This is a genomic window from Plantactinospora sp. CNZ320 (genome assembly GCF_002846275.1).
Genome location: NZ_PJMP01000001.1, coordinates 5,000,705 through 5,018,559 on the forward strand (window position 1 = coordinate 5,000,705; position 17,855 = coordinate 5,018,559).

At 71.5% G+C, this 17,855-nt stretch carries 15 protein-coding genes; 13 read left to right on the plus strand and 2 right to left on the minus strand.

Features of this window, described 5'->3' with window-relative positions:
• Positions 1-75: 75 nt before the first annotated feature.
• The 9 genes from CLT71_RS22255 (at position 76) to CLT71_RS22295 (ending at position 9,969) form a co-directional block, all read left to right on the plus strand.
• Positions 76-429, plus strand: coding sequence for a winged helix-turn-helix domain-containing protein (locus tag CLT71_RS22255; protein ID WP_101368808.1), 354 nt, complete (start codon positions 76-78; stop codon positions 427-429).
• Positions 426-716, plus strand: coding sequence for a hypothetical protein (locus tag CLT71_RS22260; RefSeq protein WP_101368809.1), 291 nt, complete (start codon positions 426-428; stop codon positions 714-716). The genes CLT71_RS22255 and CLT71_RS22260 overlap by 4 nt, the downstream gene beginning before the upstream one ends.
• A 205-nt stretch (positions 717-921) precedes the next feature.
• Positions 922-2,472: an alpha/beta hydrolase gene (locus CLT71_RS22265; protein WP_101368810.1), complete on the plus strand. Its 1,551-nt coding sequence runs from the start codon at positions 922-924 to the stop codon at positions 2,470-2,472.
• Between the two features lie 219 nt (positions 2,473-2,691).
• Positions 2,692-3,249, plus strand: coding sequence for a TetR/AcrR family transcriptional regulator (locus CLT71_RS22270; protein ID WP_101368811.1), 558 nt, complete (start codon positions 2,692-2,694; stop codon positions 3,247-3,249).
• A 113-nt stretch (positions 3,250-3,362) separates the two neighbouring features.
• Positions 3,363-5,558, plus strand: coding sequence for an MMPL family transporter (locus tag CLT71_RS22275; RefSeq protein WP_101368812.1), 2,196 nt, complete (start codon positions 3,363-3,365; stop codon positions 5,556-5,558).
• Between the two features lie 152 nt (positions 5,559-5,710).
• The gene (locus tag CLT71_RS22280) at positions 5,711-6,235 is read left to right on the plus strand and encodes a SigE family RNA polymerase sigma factor (RefSeq protein WP_101368813.1); all 525 of its coding nucleotides are present in this window, start codon (positions 5,711-5,713) and stop codon (positions 6,233-6,235) included.
• A gap of 47 nt (positions 6,236-6,282) precedes the next feature.
• Positions 6,283-7,479: a WD40 repeat domain-containing protein gene (locus tag CLT71_RS22285; protein WP_101368814.1), complete on the plus strand. Its 1,197-nt coding sequence runs from the start codon at positions 6,283-6,285 to the stop codon at positions 7,477-7,479.
• Between the two features lie 278 nt (positions 7,480-7,757).
• Positions 7,758-8,270, plus strand: a complete 513-nt coding sequence (locus tag CLT71_RS22290; RefSeq protein ID WP_101368815.1) for a hypothetical protein — start codon at positions 7,758-7,760, stop codon at positions 8,268-8,270.
• 169 nt (positions 8,271-8,439) lie between these two features.
• On the plus strand, positions 8,440-9,969 hold the full coding sequence (locus tag CLT71_RS22295) for an SPFH domain-containing protein (RefSeq protein WP_101368816.1): 1,530 nt from the start codon (positions 8,440-8,442) through the stop codon (positions 9,967-9,969).
• A gap of 110 nt (positions 9,970-10,079) precedes the next feature.
• Here CLT71_RS22295 and CLT71_RS22300 read toward each other — a convergent pair whose 3' ends face one another.
• Entirely contained in the window at positions 10,080-10,706 is a 627-nt protein-coding gene (locus tag CLT71_RS22300) for a hypothetical protein (RefSeq protein ID WP_143743537.1), read from the minus strand.
• A 162-nt stretch (positions 10,707-10,868) separates the two neighbouring features.
• On the opposite strand from CLT71_RS22300, the gene CLT71_RS22305 reads away from it, so the two are divergent.
• Together CLT71_RS22305 and CLT71_RS22310 are read left to right on the plus strand one after the other, a co-directional pair.
• Positions 10,869-11,306: an Rrf2 family transcriptional regulator gene (locus tag CLT71_RS22305; RefSeq protein WP_101368818.1), complete on the plus strand. Its 438-nt coding sequence runs from the start codon at positions 10,869-10,871 to the stop codon at positions 11,304-11,306.
• Positions 11,303-12,034, plus strand: coding sequence for an NIPSNAP family protein (locus CLT71_RS22310; protein ID WP_101368819.1), 732 nt, complete (start codon positions 11,303-11,305; stop codon positions 12,032-12,034). Before CLT71_RS22305 ends, CLT71_RS22310 begins: the two co-directional genes overlap by 4 nt.
• 39 nt (positions 12,035-12,073) lie before the next feature.
• Here the strand turns inward: CLT71_RS22310 and CLT71_RS22315 are convergent, their stop codons facing one another.
• On the minus strand, positions 12,074-13,552 hold the full coding sequence (locus CLT71_RS22315; protein WP_101368820.1) for a CCA tRNA nucleotidyltransferase: 1,479 nt from the start codon (positions 13,550-13,552) through the stop codon (positions 12,074-12,076).
• A 168-nt stretch (positions 13,553-13,720) separates the two neighbouring features.
• Here CLT71_RS22315 and murJ point away from each other — a divergent pair, with 168 nt between their 5' ends.
• Both murJ and CLT71_RS22325 read left to right on the plus strand, forming a co-directional pair.
• Positions 13,721-15,439, plus strand: coding sequence for a murein biosynthesis integral membrane protein MurJ (murJ, locus tag CLT71_RS22320; RefSeq protein WP_101368821.1), 1,719 nt, complete (start codon positions 13,721-13,723; stop codon positions 15,437-15,439).
• Positions 15,440-15,990: 551 nt separating this feature from the next.
• Positions 15,991-17,613 (plus strand): protein kinase family protein, encoded by a 1,623-nt coding sequence (locus CLT71_RS22325; protein WP_101368822.1) that lies wholly within the window; start codon positions 15,991-15,993, stop codon positions 17,611-17,613.
• Positions 17,614-17,855 lie beyond the last annotated feature (242 nt).

Sequence of the window (17,855 nt, forward strand, 5' to 3'; positions counted from 1 at the left end):
CCGGCCGCATGCGCCGCTGTCTTGGCAGGGTGATCTTCACCTGCTAACGTTTCTTTGCATGTGCAGGGTTTCGTTATGAACTCGGCTCCACCGGAGGGCGACCGCCTGGTTGTCCTGCTGGCCACCCTGGCCAACCCGCACCGGATGCGGGTGATCGCCGCACTGGTCCACGGACGCAACTACGTGAGTCAACTGGCCCGCGATCTCGGCATCAGTCGGGCACTGCTCCAGGTCCACCTGCGAAAGCTGGAGGCAGCCGGCCTGGTCGTGGCGCACCTGGAGGTGTCCGAGGAGGGGAAGGCGATGAAGTTCTACGAGGTCAACAAGTTCGACGTACGGCTGACCCCGGAAACCGTCGAGGCGGCGGCACGGACCCTGCCTCCGCCGGAGCCGGACGGTCCGACCAGTGAGAAGGGATCACGGGAATGAACGGAAACGAGTGGTCGGGCATGAGCGACGACGTGATCGAGGTGGTCGGCGCGATCGGCCTCTTCATCCTGATCATCGTCGTGATCACCACGGTCATCATCCAGGTCTTTCGCACCAGACGAGCCAGGATGGCGGCCAACCGGGCCGGCGAGTACGAAGCACTCAGCCAGACGGCGGTACAGACCCAGCAGAACACCGAGCGCCAGTTGGCGGAGGTCGCCAGCCGGCTGGCCGCGATGGAGGCCCGGATGGTCTCCCTCGAACGGGTCCTCAAGGACGTCGAGTAACCGACCCGCGCGGGAAGCAGTCGCCACCGCAGGACGGGTCGGCGCGGCAAGAGCAGTCGACACCGCAGAGGCCGACCGACATTTCCCTCCGATGCCCGGCCCTGGGCCGCCGAGCGCCAACTCGACGGCCCAGGAGGAAGAAGCACCACCTCGCCCGAGGGCGAGTTCTCAGCGCAACGCTCCTTCACCGAAAGGACAGCACCTGATGCTGCCCGAAAGCAAACCGTCCGTACCCTGTGCTCCGCCCGGGGTCTCCCGCTGGCGCACGCCGCGCCGCGCGGCCCTCGTGGTGGCCGCTCTCGTCGCGCCGCTCCTGCTGACCACCCCGGCCGCGACCGCCGCACCGAACGCCGGGCCGGCCGGCGGGCGGAGCCCGGCCGTCGAGTGGGGTCCGTGCCCGGACGACGACAGCGCCGAGTGCGGCACCCTCGCCGTACCGGTCGACTGGGCCCGTCCGGACGGGCCGAAATTCGACCTGGCCCTCGCCCGGCGTACCGCCACCGACTCGGACGCCCGGATCGGCACCCTCTTCTTCGGCCCGGGTGGACCAGGCGACTCCGGCGTCGACCGGATCGTGAAGGGCTTCAGCCGGTTCAGCCCCGAGCTGCGCAACCGGTTCGACGTCGTCAGTTTCGACCCCCGCGGCGTGGCTCGCAGCAACCCGGTGCGTTGCTCGGCCGACCTGCTGGCCCAGCGGCCGGCACCGGTCCTGACCAGCCAGGCGGACTTCGACGCCACGGTGGCGTACAACAGGCGGCTCTGGGCGGACTGCCGGGCCAGGACCGGGCCGGTCTTCGACCACGTCGACACGTCGAGCATGGCCCGGGACGTCGACGCCGTACGGGCCGCGCTGGGCGAGACGCGGCTGACCTTCCAGGGCAGCTCCTACGGTTCGCTGCTCGGCCAGCGCTACGCCGAACTCTTCCCGCACCGGATCCGGGCGATGGCACTGGAGAGCATCCTGGACCACAGCGTCGGCACCCGGGAGTTCCTGCACTCGCAGACCGCCGCCGCCCAGGACTCGTTCGACGCCTTCGTCGACTGGTGCGACCGGACCGAAGGCTGCGCCCTGCACGGGCGGGACATCCGGGCGATCTGGGCCGACCTGCTCGACCGGGCCGGGCGCGGCGAGGTACCGGACCCGAAGAACCCCTCGGCGACACTCACCCCGTACGCCCTCAGCGGCTTCCTCGCGCCACGCGCGCTCTACGAACCCGACTACGCCGTACTGGCCGAGACCATCGACGCGCTGGCCGGAGGATCGACTCCGGCCAGCACCGAGCGGTCGGGTGACCCGGCCGAGGCGGCTTCGCCGACCGCCGGTAACTCGCAGGCGATCTTCTGTCAGGACTGGCGACTGCCGATCCGGAACTTCCGGGAGTACGCCGCGCGACTGCGGGAGATGGCCCGGATCGGGACGGATCTGCCGTACCCACGCGCGCTGGCCGGAGTGGAGTCCTGCCTCGGCACACCGGCGGTGGAGCATCCGCAGCACCCGTTGCGGGTCCGCGTCGACCGTCCGATCCTGCTGCTCAATGCCGTACACGACCCGGTCACCGGCTACGACTGGGCGACAAGCGTCGCCCGGCAGCTCGGCCGGCACGGCGTGCTGCTCACCTATCGTGGCGCCGGGCACGGCGTCTACAACAACACGGCCTGCACCCGGCAGACGGTCGACGACTACCTCGTCGACCTGGTCGTGCCGCCCCGGGGTGCCAGCTGCCCGGCCGTCGACCCCGCCGCCACCGCGAGGTAGTTAACCAGCGCCACCTCCCTCGCTCACCTGGACAGCAGAGGCGTTACCGACCGTCGGTAACGCCTCTGCTGTCCACCCGTGTCGGCCCCGGACGCCAGGAGCATGGCGCCGGGGTCGGCCCGCAGCCACGTCCTTTCCGTAATGCGGCTCACATTCTGACCGATCGGTTAGTTACTGACCGATCGGTCAATGCACGCTGGAGCGCGGAGGTGAGGGCGTATGGCTCGCGGCAGGACCCGCGCCGAGATTCTGGAGGTGGCGGCCGAGCGTTTCGCGCACGCCGGCTTCAAGGGCACGTCCCTGCACGACATCGCGGTGGAGGTCGGGTGCTCGAAAGCCACCCTGCTCTACCACTTCGACAGCAAGGAGGCGATCCTCCTCGCCCTGGTCGCCCCGGCCGCCCGTGAGCTGGTCGAACTCGACGCGCGGCTGGGCGGGCTGGACGCCGACGCCGCGCGGGAAGCCGCCATCGACGGCTTCGTCGACCTGGTGGTGACGTACCGGCGGGAGGTCGCGCTCATCTACCACGACCTGCCGTACCTGCTCGCGCATCCGGCCTTCGCCGACCTGCAACCCGCGACCGCCCGGCTGATCACGACGTTCGCCGGTCGGTCGACCGATCCGGCCGACGAGATCGCCGCCCAGGTGCTGCTCGCCGGGATCTCCGCGGTCGTCATCGACCGGCCCGACGACGACGCGGCCGAACTCCGCTCCGCGCTGGTCCGGGTCACCCGTCGGGCACTCCACCCGGCGCTGATCCGCGCCGAGCGCACCTGACTCCCGTTTGCCAGCCACGTCGCCCGGGCAACCGGACGGCCTGCCGGACCGGGCCGCACACCGACCGCCAACCCCGCAAGTCACCTGATCCGACGACCAAGGAAGCGACCAACATGGCGACACTCCTCTACCGACTAGGCCGGGCATCGTTCCGGCGCCGCCGGCTCGTGGTGGTCATCTGGCTCGTCCTGCTGGCCGCGCTCGGCGGGGCGGCGGCGGCGTTCATGGGCCCGACCGCGACCAACTTCTCCATCCCCGGCACCGAGTCACAGCGGGCGATCGACGCGCTGGAGCGGGAGTTCCCGGAGGCGAGCGGCGCGACCGGCACCATCGTGGTGGCCGCGCCCGAGGGCGAGCAGCTCGGCACCCCGGAGCACCGGGCGGCAGTGGCCGAGCTGGTACGCGAGGCAGCCACCCTGCCCGGTACGGTCGGCGCGCTCGACCCGTTCACCACCGGGGCGGTCTCGCCGGACGGCCGGTACGCGCTGGTGCAGGTCCAGTTCGCCGAGCAGGCCGACGCGATCACCGAGGCACAGCGCGAGGCGTACGAGCGCAGCGGCTCCGCAGCGACTGCGGTCGGACTGCGGGTGGAACACGGCGGCGAGGCGATGTCCAGCGTGCCCGAGGTGGGCAGCACCGAGGCGATCGGCGTACTGGTCGCGCTCGTCGTACTGGTCGTGACGCTCGGTTCACTTGTCGCTGCCGGTATGACGATGCTCAACGCACTGATCGGGGTCGGCGCCGGAATGGCCGGCCTGTACGCGCTGAGCAACGTCATCGAGCTGACCAGTACCGCTCCGATCCTCGCCCTGATGCTCGGCCTCGCGGTCGGGATCGACTACTCGCTCTTCATCACCTCCCGCTACCGGCAGAACCTGCTGGAAGGGCTGGAGCCGGAGGAGGCCGCGGGACGGGCGATCGGCACGGCGGGCTCGGCGGTGCTCTTCGCCGGCGTCACCGTGGTCATCGCGCTCGCCGGGCTGGCCGTGGTCAACATCCCGTTCCTGACCATCATGGGACTTGCCGCCGCCGGAACCGTCGCGGTCGCCGTACTCGTGGCGTTGACCCTGCTGCCCGCGCTGCTCGGCTTCGCCGGCCGGCGTGTCCTGCCGCGCCGGCTGCGGAACACGCCGAGCGCGGCGGCAACCGCCGCCCACGCCGAGGGGTTCGGGTTCCGTTGGGCCCGGCTGGTCATCCGGCTCCGGATACCGCTGATCCTGGTCTCCGTGCTCGGCCTCGGCGCGCTCGCCCTGCCGGCCGCCGACATGCGGGTCGGGCTGCCGGACCACGGCACCGCCCCGCACGGTTCACCGGAGCGCGAGGCCGCCGACCTGATCACCGAGGGGTTCGGGCCGGGCTTCAACAACCGCCTGGCGCTGGTGGTCTCCAGTGAGTCGCCCGAGCGGACCGCCACGGCCGCCCAGGAGGTCACCGCCGTACTCCAGGGCACCGAGAACCTCCTCGCGGTCAGCCCGCCGAACCTGAGCCAGGACCGGCGGACCGCCCTGCTGGCGGTGATCCCGACGACCGGTCCCACCGAGCCGGCGACCGAGACCCTGGTGCACCAGATCCGGGACAAGGTCACGCCTATCGACGGGGTCGCCGGCACCGACGTGGCGTTGACCGGCCAGACGGCGGTCGGGATCGACGTCTCGACGAAGCTCTCCGACGCGATGCCGTGGTATCTGCTGCTCGTGGTGGGGCTGTCGGTACTGCTGCTGATGCTGGTCTTCCGGTCGCTGCTGGTGCCGCTGAAGGCGGCGGTGGGCTTCCTGCTCACCGTCGGGGCCACCTTCGGGCTCACCGTGCTGGTCTTCCAGCAGGGCCACCTCAGTGAGCTGGTCGGGCTGGACACCCCGGGTCCGCTGGTCAGCTTCCTGCCCATCCTGCTGATCGGCATCCTGTTCGGCCTGGCCATGGATTACGAGGTGTTCCTGGTCTCCCGGATGCGGGAGGACTTCGTGCACGGCGACACCCCGACCCAGGCCACCATCAACGGCATGGGGCACGGCGCCCGGGTGGTCACCGCCGCCGCGCTCATCATGACCTCGGTCTTCGCCGGCTTCGTACTGCTCGACGACCCGGTGATCAAGTCGATGGGCTTCGCCCTGGCCATCGGGGTGGCGATCGACGCGTTCGTGGTCCGGATGACGATCGTGCCGGCGGTGATCTCGCTGCTCGGCCGGAGCGCCTGGTGGCTGCCGGGCTGGCTGTCGAAGGTGCTGCCCAACGTCGACATCGAGGGCGAGCGCCTGCGCCAGCACCTCGCCCCCGACACCGAACCCGAGCGCGCCACCGCCCGGGTCTGAACCACACCGCCCGGGTCTGAACCAGCACCCGGGTCTAGACCAACGCCCGATCGTGGGCTGTCACCACCCCTCGTGGGTGGTGGCAGCCCACTTTTCGTGATCGAGGCAAACTTTTCTCCGTCCCCGGCGTATCAGGAGGCGGGAGGTGTGTCTTGGGTCGGGCGTCCGAGCGGGAGTTCACCGCATTCGTGCACGAGCGGGGCGACGTGTTGCTCCGGGTTGCCCAGGCGCTCGCGGGGGACCGCCACGCCGCCGAGGACCTGTTGCAGAACGCGCTGGCGAAGGCGTACGCCCGGTGGCCCCGGATCCGGGGCGACGCGGAGCCGTACGTCCGGCAGATCCTCTACCACGACCAGGTCTCGGCCTGGCGGCGGCGCGGACGGCGGGCCGAGGTACCCCATGCCGAGGTGCCGGAACCGCCCACCCCCGACACCCAGCACGACCACGACACGGCGGTCCGGATGATGCTCCGGGACGCGTTGATGATGCTCCCGCCCCGGCAGCGGGCGGTACTCGTGCTGCGCTACCTGGAGGACCAGACGGTGGAGCAGACCGCCGCCGCACTCGGCTGCCGTCCCGGCACCGTGGCCAGTCAGGCGTCCCGGGCACTGAGCAAACTCCGCGAACTCGTGCCGGAGTTCGCGGAGTTGACCGAGCGGGCGGAGGCACTGCGATGACCGAGCGCGCGGGGCACCGCGATGACCGAGCGGGCGGAGGCACTGCGATGACCGAGCGTGCGGACCGGCTGCTGCGGGAGGCGGTACACGAGTTGGCCGGCAGCCCGCACCAGCCGATCGACTTCGCCGCCGGCGCCGTCGTGCGGGGACGGCGGATGCGCCGACGCAGGCAGATGATGGCGGCGGCCGGGGGGGTCGTCGCGGTCGTCGCCATCGCGGCACCGTACGTCTGGCTCCGGCCCGGCCCGCAGCCGCCACTTGTGATCGGCGGCCCACCGGCGGCGACCACCCCGGCGGCGACTCCGAGGAGTCCGTCGGCACCCCCCACGCCGAAGCCGTCGGGCGACTGGCGCGACGGACCTGTGGAACTGCCCGGCGGTGCCCTGGTGCTCACCGCCGGGCCGATCGGGCCCAAAGGCCCCACCTGGGCGTATGACGTCGAGCGGCGGCACTATGTCAGCGTCCCGGCCGGTTACACGTCGGTTCGGGTTTCCCCGTACCGCCCGGTGGCCGCGGTGAGTACCGCCGACCGGCCCACCGAGATCGGGCTGTACGACCTCGCCACCGGCAAGCTGCAGTGGTTCGAGACCGGCGCCGACGTCGTGGGCGTCGAGTGGTCGCCGGACGGACGGCGGCTGGTTGCCACCCTGCTGGACAAGAAGGGGCTCTCCTCGATCGCGCTCTACACCCTCGACGAGGCAGGTTCCCTGCGGCACCACCCGGTCAAGACGAGCCCGGTGAACTGCGCCGGCCGGTGCCGCTTCACCTGGACACCGAACGGCCGGGAGGTGGCGCTGTCGCCGGCCGGCCCGGTCGCCCAGCCGCCGGGGGCGGCCACGTCCTCGCGTGCCGAACTGCGACTCTTCGCGGCCGACACCGGCGTTCCCACCCGCTCCCTGCCGGTGCGGGGCGAAGTCTCGCACTCCGGCGCGTGGTCACCCGACGGCTCGCTCGTGGTGACCGCGGTGACCGAGCTGCCGGGCGGACCGGACCCGGCCTCGTCGGGCGGCAAGGATGTGCGGGGCGGACATCTCGTCTCGATGCGGACCGGAGAGGTGGTACGCCGACTGCCGAGCGCCGACGTCACCTGGCTCACCCCGGACCGACTGCTCTATCTGGACCGTGTGACCCGGCCCGGCAGGCTCACCGCCGTGCTCGTCGACCCGGACGGTGTGGAGCACGAGCGGGCCGAACTCCCCGCCGAACTGGCCAGGGGCGGCGAGATCACGGTCGCGGTCCGGTGAGCGTCGCACGGTTCAGACCGAAAAAGGTTCAATGACCACCGGGTAACGATCCGGTACGTACCCGGCGGATCAAGGAAGTTCCGCCCCCATTCCGGATTGCGAACGGCTAATGTCGCACGGACGTCCGGCCGGGGTGGGTGCGGTGAACCAGGCCCCGATCCGCTGCCCACCGGCCGGCGTCCGAACCCGACCCGCCCCACCGTCCTGACTGGACGATCGCGGGAGCCGTCCCGCACTCAGCCGATTCCCAGGTTGCCTGCACCGGCTACCTTGCAGTCGTGGCAGCGGGGACCCTGATCTTCCTCATCATCGGCGGCGCCGGAGTCGCGGTGCTGCTACTCGCCCTGCTCGGTACGGAGTTGGCGCACATCGGCAACCCGGACGTCGACGGTCCGATCAGCCTGGAGGCGATGGCCGGGTTCGCCGGCGTACTCGGTTTCGGTGGAGCCATCGCCAACGAACTGCTCGGCGGTCGTACCCTCGGCCAGATCCTCGCCGCGGGCGGCCTCGGCGCGCTGGCGGCGGTGCCGGCCGGTTGGCTCGCGGCCCGGATCTCCCGGGCGGCCCGCAACATGCGGACCGACGCCACCCCCACCCGCAACGACCTGGTCGGCTCCCTCGGGGTGGTGGTCACCCCGATCCCGAGCGCCGGCTACGGCGAGGTGCGGATCCGGGTGGGCGGCCAGCCCGTGAAACTCAACGCCAGGGCCGAGCGGCCGATCGCGCTCGGCGCACAGATCTTCGTCGTCGAGGCGCTGACCGAGACCAGCGTCCTGGTCGAGACCTACTGACCCCGGTCCGTTCCGCAGGCCGCGTCGACGCCGCTCGGGCACCGGCCTTCAGCGTCTCGGGCCGGCGCCCCGGCGCCACGCGCGACGCACCAGGCACCTCCATCCACCACCTACGAACCCTCGACAGTCGACCGCGCTGGTCAACCCGCACTCCGAAACGGACGGTTCGATGCTGATCCTCATCGCCATCGGCGGAGCAGTGCTCCTGGCCCTCATCCTCGTCCTGTTCGTGCTCTCCCGGATCAAGGTCGCCGGGCCGAACGAGGCATTCATCGTCACCGGCCGCAAGGGCCGTACGACGCAGAGCGCCGACGGTAGCCGCTCGACCGACATGTCCGGGCAGAAGGTCGTACTCGGCGCCTCGGTCTTCGTGCTGCCGGTGGTGCAGAAGCTCCAGTCGCTCGACCTGTCCAGCCGGCGGATCGACGTCAGCATCAAGGGCGCGGTCAGCAAGCAGGGCATCCGGGCCGAGCTGCACGGCGTGGCGATCGTCAAGGTCGGCGGCACCGAGGACGCGATCCGCGCGGCGGCACAGAGGTTCCTGCACCAGCAGGACGAGATCGAGAGCTTCACCCGCGAGGTACTGGCCGGCGCGCTCCGCTCGATCGTCGGCCGACTCACCGTGGAGGAGGTCATCCGGGACCGGGCGGCGTTCGCCAGTGCGGTCGCCGAGGAGGCCGAGCACTCGATGACCAACCAGGGTCTGGTGCTGGACACCTTCCAGCTCCAGGACATCCTGGCCGAGGGCTCCTACCTCCAGGACCTGGGCCGGCCGGAGGCCGCCCGGGTGCTCAAGGACGCGGCGATCGCCGAGGCGCGGGCCAGGCAGGTCGCCGAGACGGAGCGGCTGCTCGCCGAGGAGAAGATCGCCGAGGCGAACCGGAACCTGGCCCTGAAGCAGGCCGGCATCCAGGCCGAGATCGACGCCGCCAAGGCCAAGTCCGCCGCCGCCGGCCCGCTGGCCCAGGCCGAGCGGGACCAGGCGATCCTCACCGAGCAGCAGAAGGTCGCCGAGCGCAACGCCGAGCTGAAGCAGCGCCAGCTCGACACCGAGGTCCGCAAGCCGGCCGACGCCGCCCGGTACAAGGTGGAGCAGGAGGCCGAGGCGTCCCGCAACGCGGCGGTGCTGGCCGCCGACGCCGAGCGGCAGGCCACCATCGCCGCCGCCCAGGCCGCCGCCGAGCAGGCCCGGCTGACCGGTGAGGGCGAGCGGGCCCGCCGGGCGGCGCTGGCCGAGGCGAACGCGATCGAGGGTGCCAAGGAGGGTGAGGCCGAGCAGCGGCGGCGTACCGCCATCGCCGACGCGGTCGAGCGGGAGGGCCAGGCGGAGGCGGCGGCGATCCTCGCCCGGGGCCAGGCCGAGGCCGAGGCGATGTCGCGCAAGGCCGAGGCCTTCTCGGCGTACGGCGAGGCGGCCGTACTCGACCTGCTGGTCAAGGTACTGCCGCAGGTGGTCGAGGCGGCGAGTGCCCCGGTCGGCGCGATCGACAAGATCACGGTGATCTCCACCGACGGCGCCTCCTCGCTGACGAAGTCGGTGGCCGCCAACGTGGCCCAAGGGCTCCAGCTCGGTACCGACCTGACCGGGGTCGACCTGGCCGGACTGCTCGCCCGGCTCGGCGCGGCGCGTGGCGGTGCCGAGCAGGTCGTCGACGGCACGCTCACCAACGGCGGCAAGGCGGTCGAGCCGAGGAGCTGACCCGAACAACCTGCGGCCCGGCCCGGAGTTGCCGCTCCGGTGCCGGGCCGCCTGCCGTCCTCGGCCGCTTGCTATTACCGGCCGGTCTCGCCTCGGTGCTCCGTGCGCTGCTAACCGGTGCGGGTGTAGAGGGTGGTGAAGGCGAGGGACTTCTGGGTCAGCCGGTCGCCGACGCAGGTGTAGTTGGCCGGGGCGGTGGAGGCGGTGAAGGGCCGCCAGGCTCCGGGCGTACCGGCACCGACCCGCAGCCGCACCTCGGCGGCGGAGCGTACGTCCCGCAGCTCGATCCGGTCTCCGGACGCGGCGTAGCGGTAGTCGACCCGGCCCCGCAGTTCGAGTACGACCTCCTGGCCGGCGTAACTGCCGGTGAAGACGGTGCCGTCGCCGTAGTCGGCGATCCCGTCGCCCCCGTCGCCCAGCGAGAGCGTCGAGCCGGTGCCACCGGTGAAGGCCAGCCGGCCCACCCCGGGCACGTCCACCTGCTCCTCGTGCGAGGTCACCTGCCAGACGCCGGTCAGGCAGCCGGCCCCGTCGGCGACCGGTACGCCGCTCGGCGTACTCCCGGTCGGCAGGGTGCCGCTGGCGGGGCCGGAGTCCGGCGGGCCGGCGCCGGTCGTGCCGCCCTCGCGGAGTACGAGTACCAGCACGATCGCGACGACGAGGGCCAGCAGTGTCGACGCCAGCGCCACGATCGGCACCAGGAAGGAGCGTTCGCCCGGCCGGCCCGAGACGGCCACGGTCACCTCCCCGCCCGTCGTATGCCGGATGGCACGGTATCGCCAGCGCCGGATAGCACGGTATCGCCAGCGGGCGAGCCGGGCGAGCCGGCCGCTCCGGCATTGACAAACCGCTAGCTGTAACAGAGTCTGTTACAGCTAGCGCGAAGGAGGTCTGGACGGGTGGCGGCGAACAGTCGACTGACGATCGCGATCCACGTGCTGACCTGGATGGCGCTCTCCGAGCGGCGCGGCGCAGAGGTGCTCACCTCCGACCAGGTCGCCGCGAGCGTCCGGACCAACCCGGTGGTGATCCGGCGGAGCCTCGGTGACCTTCGAAAGGCTGGCCTGGTCACCGTCCGGCACGGCGTCGGGGCGGGCTGGAGCCTGGCCCGCCCACCACACGAGATCACCCTGCTCGACGTCCACACGGCTGTCGAGCGGGAGCCCCTGTTCGCCCTGCACCGCAACGAACCGAACCTGGAGTGCCCGGTCGGCAGGGGCATCCGCCCGGCCCTCGGGCGGTTCTACGGAGACGTCGACCGGGCGCTGCGTCGGCAACTCGCGGCCACCACGATCGCGGACGTGCTGCACGAGACACTGGAGACGGGACAGGAATGACCGAGGTACGCCACCCGATCGTCGAACTGCGGCAGTACACCCTGCACACCGGCGCCCGCGACACGCTTGTCGACCTCTTCGACCGCGAGTTCGTCGAACCGCAGGAGGCGGCCGGGATGGCGGTGGTCGGGCAGTTCCACGACCTGGCCGACCCGGACCGCTTCGTCTGGTTCCGGGGATTCCCGGACATGCCCCGCCGGGCCGCAGCACTGCACCGGTTCTACGGCGGCCCGGTCTGGCAGCGACACCGGGACCGGGCCAACGCCACGATGGTCGACTCCGACGACGTACTCCTGCTCCGCCCGCTCGACGAACGGTCCGGCTTCCCGGCCCCGGCCGCACGCCCGGCGGTCGACCACCGCCAACTCCCGGCGTCGCGGGTTCTGGTGACGCTCTGCCATCGGGCCGAGCCGGTCGACCAGGCGTTCACCGATCTCTTCCACCGCCGCATCCGGCCGCTGCTCGACGAAGCCGGCGCCGCACCCCTGGCCTGCCTCCGCAGCGAGTACGCCGAGAACACCTATCCGGCACTGCCCGTGCGCACCGGGGAACACGTCGTCTGCTGGGTCACCCGGTTCGCCGACGACGCGCAACTCGACGACCACCTCCGGTGGCTGGACCGGTCCGCCCGATGGCGGCAGGAGGTGCTCCCCGAACTCTCCGCCACGCTCACCGAGCCGCCCCGGCAACTGCGGCTGGCGCCGACAACCCGATCGGCGTTGCGCTGACCGCCCCGCCTGGCACCGCGTCGACCGCTGGACCGACGGTCAGCCGGTGATGCCCTGCTCCCGGGCCCAGCGTTGCAACTCGGCCTCCGCCTCGTCCCGGTCCAGCGGGCCCCGCTCCAGGCGCAGCTCCTTCAGGTGCCGCCAAGCCCGGCCGACGATCGGTCCCGGCGGTACCCCGAGCAGCTCCATGATGGCGTTGCCGTCGAGGTCGGGGCGTACCCGCGCAAGGTCCTCCTCGGCCGCGAGGCGCGCGATCCGCTCCTCCAGCGCGTCGTAGTCGGCGGCGAGCGCGGCGGCCTTGCGGCGGTTGCGGGTGGTGCAGTCCGACCGGGTCAGCTTGTGCAGCCGGGACAACAGGTCACCGGCGTCGGTGACGTACCGCCGCACCGCCGAGTCGGTCCACTCGCCCCGCCCGTACCCGTAGAACCGCAGGTGCAGCCCGACCAGCCCGACCACCTGGCCGATCACGTCCTTGGGATAGCGCAGCGCCTTCATCCGCTGCCTGGTGAGCCGGGCGCCGACCACCTCGTGGTGGTGGAAGCTGACCCGGCCGTCCGGCCCGACCGCCTTGGTGGCCGGCTTGCCGACGTCGTGCATCAGCGCGGCCATCCGGAGTACGAAGTCGGGATCGCCCTCCTCCAGCCGGACGGCGTTGCTGACGACCATCAGGGTGTGCTCGTAGACGTCCTTGTGCTGTGCGTGCTCGTCGATCTCCAGCTTCAGCCCGGACAGCTCCGGCAGGAAACGGTCGGCGAGACCGGTGTCGACGAGCAGCCGCAGCCCGGTGATCGGGTCGGCACCGCAGAGCAGCTTGGTGAACTCGTCCCGGATCCGCTCGGCGGTGATCCGGTCGAGGTCGGCCGCCATCGTCCGCATCGCCGCCCGCACCTCCGGCACGACCGCGAAGCGCAGTTGCGCGGCGAACCGGGCGGCCCGGAGCATCCGCAGCGGGTCGTCCCCGAACGACTCGGCCGGAGTACCCGGGGTCCGGATCACCCGGTCGGCGAGGTCGTCGATCCCGCCGTACGGGTCGGTGAAGTCGTGGCCCGGCAGGCTGACCGCCATGGCGTTGATGGTGAAGTCGCGCCGCCGCAGGTCGTCGCCGAGGTTGGTGCCGTACCGGACGACCGGGTTCCGGCTCACCTGGTCGTAGGACTCGGCCCGGAAGGTGGTGATCTCCAGGCGCAGCCCGCCCCGCTGTGCGCCGATCGTGCCGAACTCGCGCCCGGTCTCCCAGGTCGCCTCGGCCCAGCCCTTGAGCAGCCGCAGCGTCTCGTCCGGGTGTGCGTCGGTGGCGAAGTCGAGATCCTCGCCGAGCCGGCCGAGCAGGGCGTCCCGGACCGAGCCGCCGACCAGGTGCAGCTCGTGGCCGGCCCGGGCGAACCGGCGCCCCAGTTCGTCGGCGACCGGCGAGACCCGGAGCAGTTCGGTGACGGCGTTGCGCTGGGCAGCGCTCAGGGCCGGCCGGCTGGCGGACGGCGTCGAGGGCGCGCTGTTCGGGGCGGATGTTTCGGACATGGGATCGCCAGCCTACTGAACCGTCCGGCACCGGCCGGCGCCGGGCACGCCGACCGGGCGGCGACGGGGCCGGACGGGCGACGGGGCCGGGCAGCCGGATGACCGGTTGACTAAGGTTCCAACAGTGCCGGCGGGTGCCCTGCCCGCCGTACCCCTTGGGAGGCTGACATGGCTGGCGGGCTGTACCGCAGCGCGAACGCCATGCCCGACGGCGTCCCGCCGCCCCAGGACGGCGCCACGCTGATCTCCGCGCAGCCGATCCTGGAGAGCACCACGCCGCCGCCGGAGACCGCCGGCAGCGCCGCCGGCAACAGCGCGATCATGGCGATCGGCAGCCTGGTGAGCCGGGGTACCGGCTTCCTGCGCACCCTGATGGTGACGGCCGCGCTGGGCGCCTTCGCCGTCAACGACGCGTACGCGACCGCGTTGATCATCCCGCAGATGGTCTACGAGTTCCTGCTCGGCGGCATCCTGACCAGCGTGCTGGTGCCGGTGCTGGTACGCCGACGCCGGGTCGACCCCGACGGCGGTCAGGCGTACGCCCAACGCCTGCTCACCCTCGCCGTGCTGGCCCTCGGCGTCGCCGCGGTACTGGCGATCGTGGCTGCCCCGCTGCTCACCGCGATCTACGCGGGCGGTCGCGGCAGCGACTACCACTCGCTGGTCACCACACTCTCCCGGCTGCTGCTGCCGATCATCTTCTTCTCCGGGCTGAGTGCGCTGGTCGCCGCGATCCTCAACACCCGTGGCCACTTCGCGGCGCCGATGTGGACACCGATCCTCAACAACCTCGTCATCATCGCCGCCTGCGCGCTCTACATCGCCATCTACGGCACCGACCTCATCGAGCCGGCCGAGATGAGCCCGGGTCGGATCCTGCTGCTCGGCGGCGGCACCCTGCTCGGCATCGTGGTGCAGGCCGTCGGCCTGCTGCCGGCGCTGCGCAAGGTCGGCTTCCGCTGGCGGTGGCGGTTCGACTTCCGGGCACTGGGCCTGCGCGAGCTGGGCCGGCTCGGCGGCTGGATGTTCTGCTACGTGGCGGTCAACTCCATCGGCCTGGTCGTGCTCTTCAACCTGCTCAACCAGGTGGAGGGCGAGTCGGCCGGACCGGCCATCTACAACAACGTCTTCCTGCTGCTGATGATGGCGCACGGCATCATCGCGGTCTCGATCATCACCGCGCTGATGCCCCGGATGAGCGCCGCCGCCGCCGACGGCCGGTTCGAGGACATGGCGTCCGACCTGTCCCGTACCGTCCGGACCGTCACCGCCGTCCTCGCACCGATCGCGGTCTGCTACGCCGTACTCGCCGAGCCGATCGCGGTGAGCCTCTTCGACTACGGCGCCGCCCGGGGCGACGCGGGTGCGATCTCTCCGGTGCTGCTGGTCGCCGCGCTGGCACTAATCCCGTTCGCGGTCAGTCAGGTCTTCACCTTCGTGTTCTGGGCGCTGCCCGACACCCGCATGCCGGCACTGATCAACATCCCGGTGGTACTGATCCGGATCCTGGTGCAGATCCTCGTCTTCGCCGTCTTCTCCACCTCGGTACTCGCCTCCGGGATGATGCTCGGCAACGCCGTCTCGTACGTCGCCGCCGCGGTGATCTCCGCCTGGTTGCTGCGCCCCCGGATCGGCCGGATCGGCCTCCGCGAGATGCTCAACACCTTCGGCCGGGTGATCGTGGCCGCCCTCGGCGCGACACTCGTCGGACTGCTCGTGGTGACCCTGCTGCCGGGCCAGGCGACCGAGAACCGCTGGCTGGGCTTCCTGGAGGTGGCGATCGGCGGTGCGGCGATCGGCGCCACGTACCTCGGACTGGCGCTGCTGCTGCGGATCCGGGAGATAACCACGGTGGTCGGCATGATCCGACGCCGGCTCGGCCGGTGAGTCGCAGTGAGTCGCCGGTGACGGTCGGCGTACCGGCTCGGCTGGGGATGTTCCTGTGGAAAACGCGGTGCGTCCCGCTCGGACCTTCACACACACCCTGTGGACGGTGAGTCACTTGCTGTAACGGCGGAGTGCGTGTCCGTACTCTCCGCGATGTGATCGACGCGACCGCCGTCGCAGGCCCACCCGGATGCTCTCGACCTCAGGCATCCGGCATACTTCCGGCGCACAGGGGAAGGTGCGGGGTGCATGCCGACGTCCCGGACGACAAGGGTGCCGGGCGGGGGCGGTGGGCCGGCACGCCGACCCGGTAGCAAACTGTTGAAATTAACCTATAGATTGCTAAATGCACGGGCCATCAAGGTGGCTGACAGCGGACGATCCAGCGCGCTTTCCGACACATCCGCCCAGCAGGTCGGCGTACGGCCGCAAGATGACGTGTCGGGGATCAGTCAGACCCGGGTAAGGTCGCTCTCGACGGGTGCGGCGAGCGCCTAGGCTAGGAGTGCCGGTGGCCGTCCGATTCCTTCGAAGGCGGAGCGGGAAGCCAGATGCCTAGCAGCACGGGTCCATCGATCGACACGATCACCGAGGGAGGACGGGTGACCCAGGTCGGCGAAGGTCAGGAGGCGGACGAGGCAGCTCCGTCCGTGATGACCTTCGGTGCCCCCGCCGTCGGTGAGATCCTGGCCGAGCGGTACGAGCTTGCCGAACACATCAACGACGACAGCGCGGGCCGGCAGGTCTGGCGCGGTGTCGACGTGGTGCTGCGCCGACCGGTCGCCGTGGTGCTGCGCTATCCCGGCGGCGACTCCGCGAAGGAGATGCTCCAGGCTGCGGTCGCGGCCAGCCGGGTGATCCACCCCAACCTCGTCGGTGTCTACGACGCGATCGACGAGGAGGACCGGGCGTACGTCGTCCGTGAGTGGGTGGACGGACACTCCCTGCGTGAACTCGTCGCCGACGGGGTGCTCGACCCGGCCCGCGCCACAAGCATCGCGCACGCCGTCTCCGGTGCGATCGCCGCCATCCACGCCACCGGCATGGTGCACGGCAATCTGCACCCCGGCACCGTGATGGTCGGCGACGACGGCCGGGTGGTGCTCGCCGACGCGCGCACCGACGGCGCGGACACCCCCGAGACCGACGTACGGGCGGTCGGCGGCATCCTCTACTACGCGCTCACCGGCCACTGGCCGCACGCCGAAGCGTCCCTCACCGCCGGCTCGACCCGGCGGTCCCGCTCGCCGCTGCCCGACGCGGTACGCGACGCGAGCGGCACCATCGCGGCTCCCCGACAGGTCCGGGCCGGTGTACCCGCCTACCTCGACGACCTCACCATGGACCTGCTCGACTCGCAGCTCGCGGTACCGTCCTCGGACGTCCTCGCCGCCGAGTTGAGCCGGCTCGACGCCGCCGCCGAGGAGCACTACCTCGACAGCGGGCCGCTCCGCTTCACCGCCGGCGACGACGGCCCCGACCTGCCCACGCCGAGCAACCGCAGGATGTTGATCGGGATCGCCGTCCTGCTGGTCGTCGCGCTGGTCGGACTCTCGCTCGGCATCAACGCGCTGGTCGGCGACCGGAACCCGACCGACGGCCAGGCCGGGCCGGCCCCGACCACCGGGACCAGCACCGAGCCGGCGGTCGCCGGAGATCCGGAGCCACCCGCCGCCCCTCCGCGCAAGATCGACCTCAAGGGCGACCAGGTCAGGGTGATCGACCCGGACGGCACCCGGAGCGAGCTCGACGACGTGGAGAAGGCTGTCGACGGCGACCTCAACGAGGGCTGGGAGACGGAGAGCTACCGCAACGGGTCGAAGTTCGGCAACAAGAAGGCCGGAATGGGCATCCTGATCAACCTGGGCGAGCCCAGGGAGGTCACGAGCGTGCAGGTGGACTTCTCGGAGAGCGGCGTCGCCGCCGAACTGCGCGCGGGTGCCAAGGACTTCCCGGCGACGTCCAGTGGCGACCGGGCCCTCGTCGAGGCGTTCAGCACCCGGATCGGCAACGCCTACGAGCGGACCAACAGTACGAAGGTCCTGTTCAGCAACTTCGTGGCCGGCCAGAAATACCAGTACCTGATGCTGTGGATCACCGACCTGCCGGAGACCGAGCCGGGTTCCGCCCGGTGGAAGATCGGCGTTCAGGAGATCACGGTCCAGAGCCGGTGAGCCACCGGTCGTCCCCGTACGTGCGCGACTCGGCTATCGTGCGGCCATGACCGGCGGGTTGGGTTCCGACGCCGCCGGCCGTGCCGGCTCGTCCCCCGTGCACCCCTGGGCGCCGACCGACCCGGCCCGGCCGGCAGGTCCGACCGTCGACGACGCCGGCTTGCCGGGACCGCAGGCCGCGAGGAGGACCGACGGTACGACGACCTGGCCGCCCGGCTCCGTCCGGCTCGACGCCCCGACCG

What these genes read in the sequence shown, in the direction of transcription:
- CLT71_RS22255 (WP_101368808.1), top strand. Translation starts at nt 76, where the DNA reads ATGAACTCGGCTCCACCGGAGGGCGACCGCCTGGTTGTCCTGCTGGCC.
- CLT71_RS22260 (WP_101368809.1), top strand. Translation starts at nt 426, where the DNA reads ATGAACGGAAACGAGTGGTCGGGCATGAGCGACGACGTGATCGAGGTG.
- CLT71_RS22265 (WP_101368810.1), top strand. Translation starts at nt 922, where the DNA reads ATGCTGCCCGAAAGCAAACCGTCCGTACCCTGTGCTCCGCCCGGGGTC.
- CLT71_RS22270 (WP_101368811.1), top strand. Translation starts at nt 2,692, where the DNA reads ATGGCTCGCGGCAGGACCCGCGCCGAGATTCTGGAGGTGGCGGCCGAG.
- CLT71_RS22275 (WP_101368812.1), top strand. Translation starts at nt 3,363, where the DNA reads ATGGCGACACTCCTCTACCGACTAGGCCGGGCATCGTTCCGGCGCCGC.
- CLT71_RS22285 (WP_101368814.1), top strand. Translation starts at nt 6,283, where the DNA reads ATGACCGAGCGTGCGGACCGGCTGCTGCGGGAGGCGGTACACGAGTTG.
- CLT71_RS22295 (WP_101368816.1), top strand. Translation starts at nt 8,440, where the DNA reads ATGCTGATCCTCATCGCCATCGGCGGAGCAGTGCTCCTGGCCCTCATC.
- CLT71_RS22310 (WP_101368819.1), top strand. Translation starts at nt 11,303, where the DNA reads ATGACCGAGGTACGCCACCCGATCGTCGAACTGCGGCAGTACACCCTG.
- CLT71_RS22315 (WP_101368820.1), bottom strand. Translation starts at nt 13,552, where the DNA reads ATGTCCGAAACATCCGCCCCGAACAGCGCGCCCTCGACGCCGTCCGCC.
- murJ (WP_101368821.1), top strand. Translation starts at nt 13,721, where the DNA reads ATGGCTGGCGGGCTGTACCGCAGCGCGAACGCCATGCCCGACGGCGTC.
- CLT71_RS22325 (WP_101368822.1), top strand. Translation starts at nt 15,991, where the DNA reads ATGCCTAGCAGCACGGGTCCATCGATCGACACGATCACCGAGGGAGGA.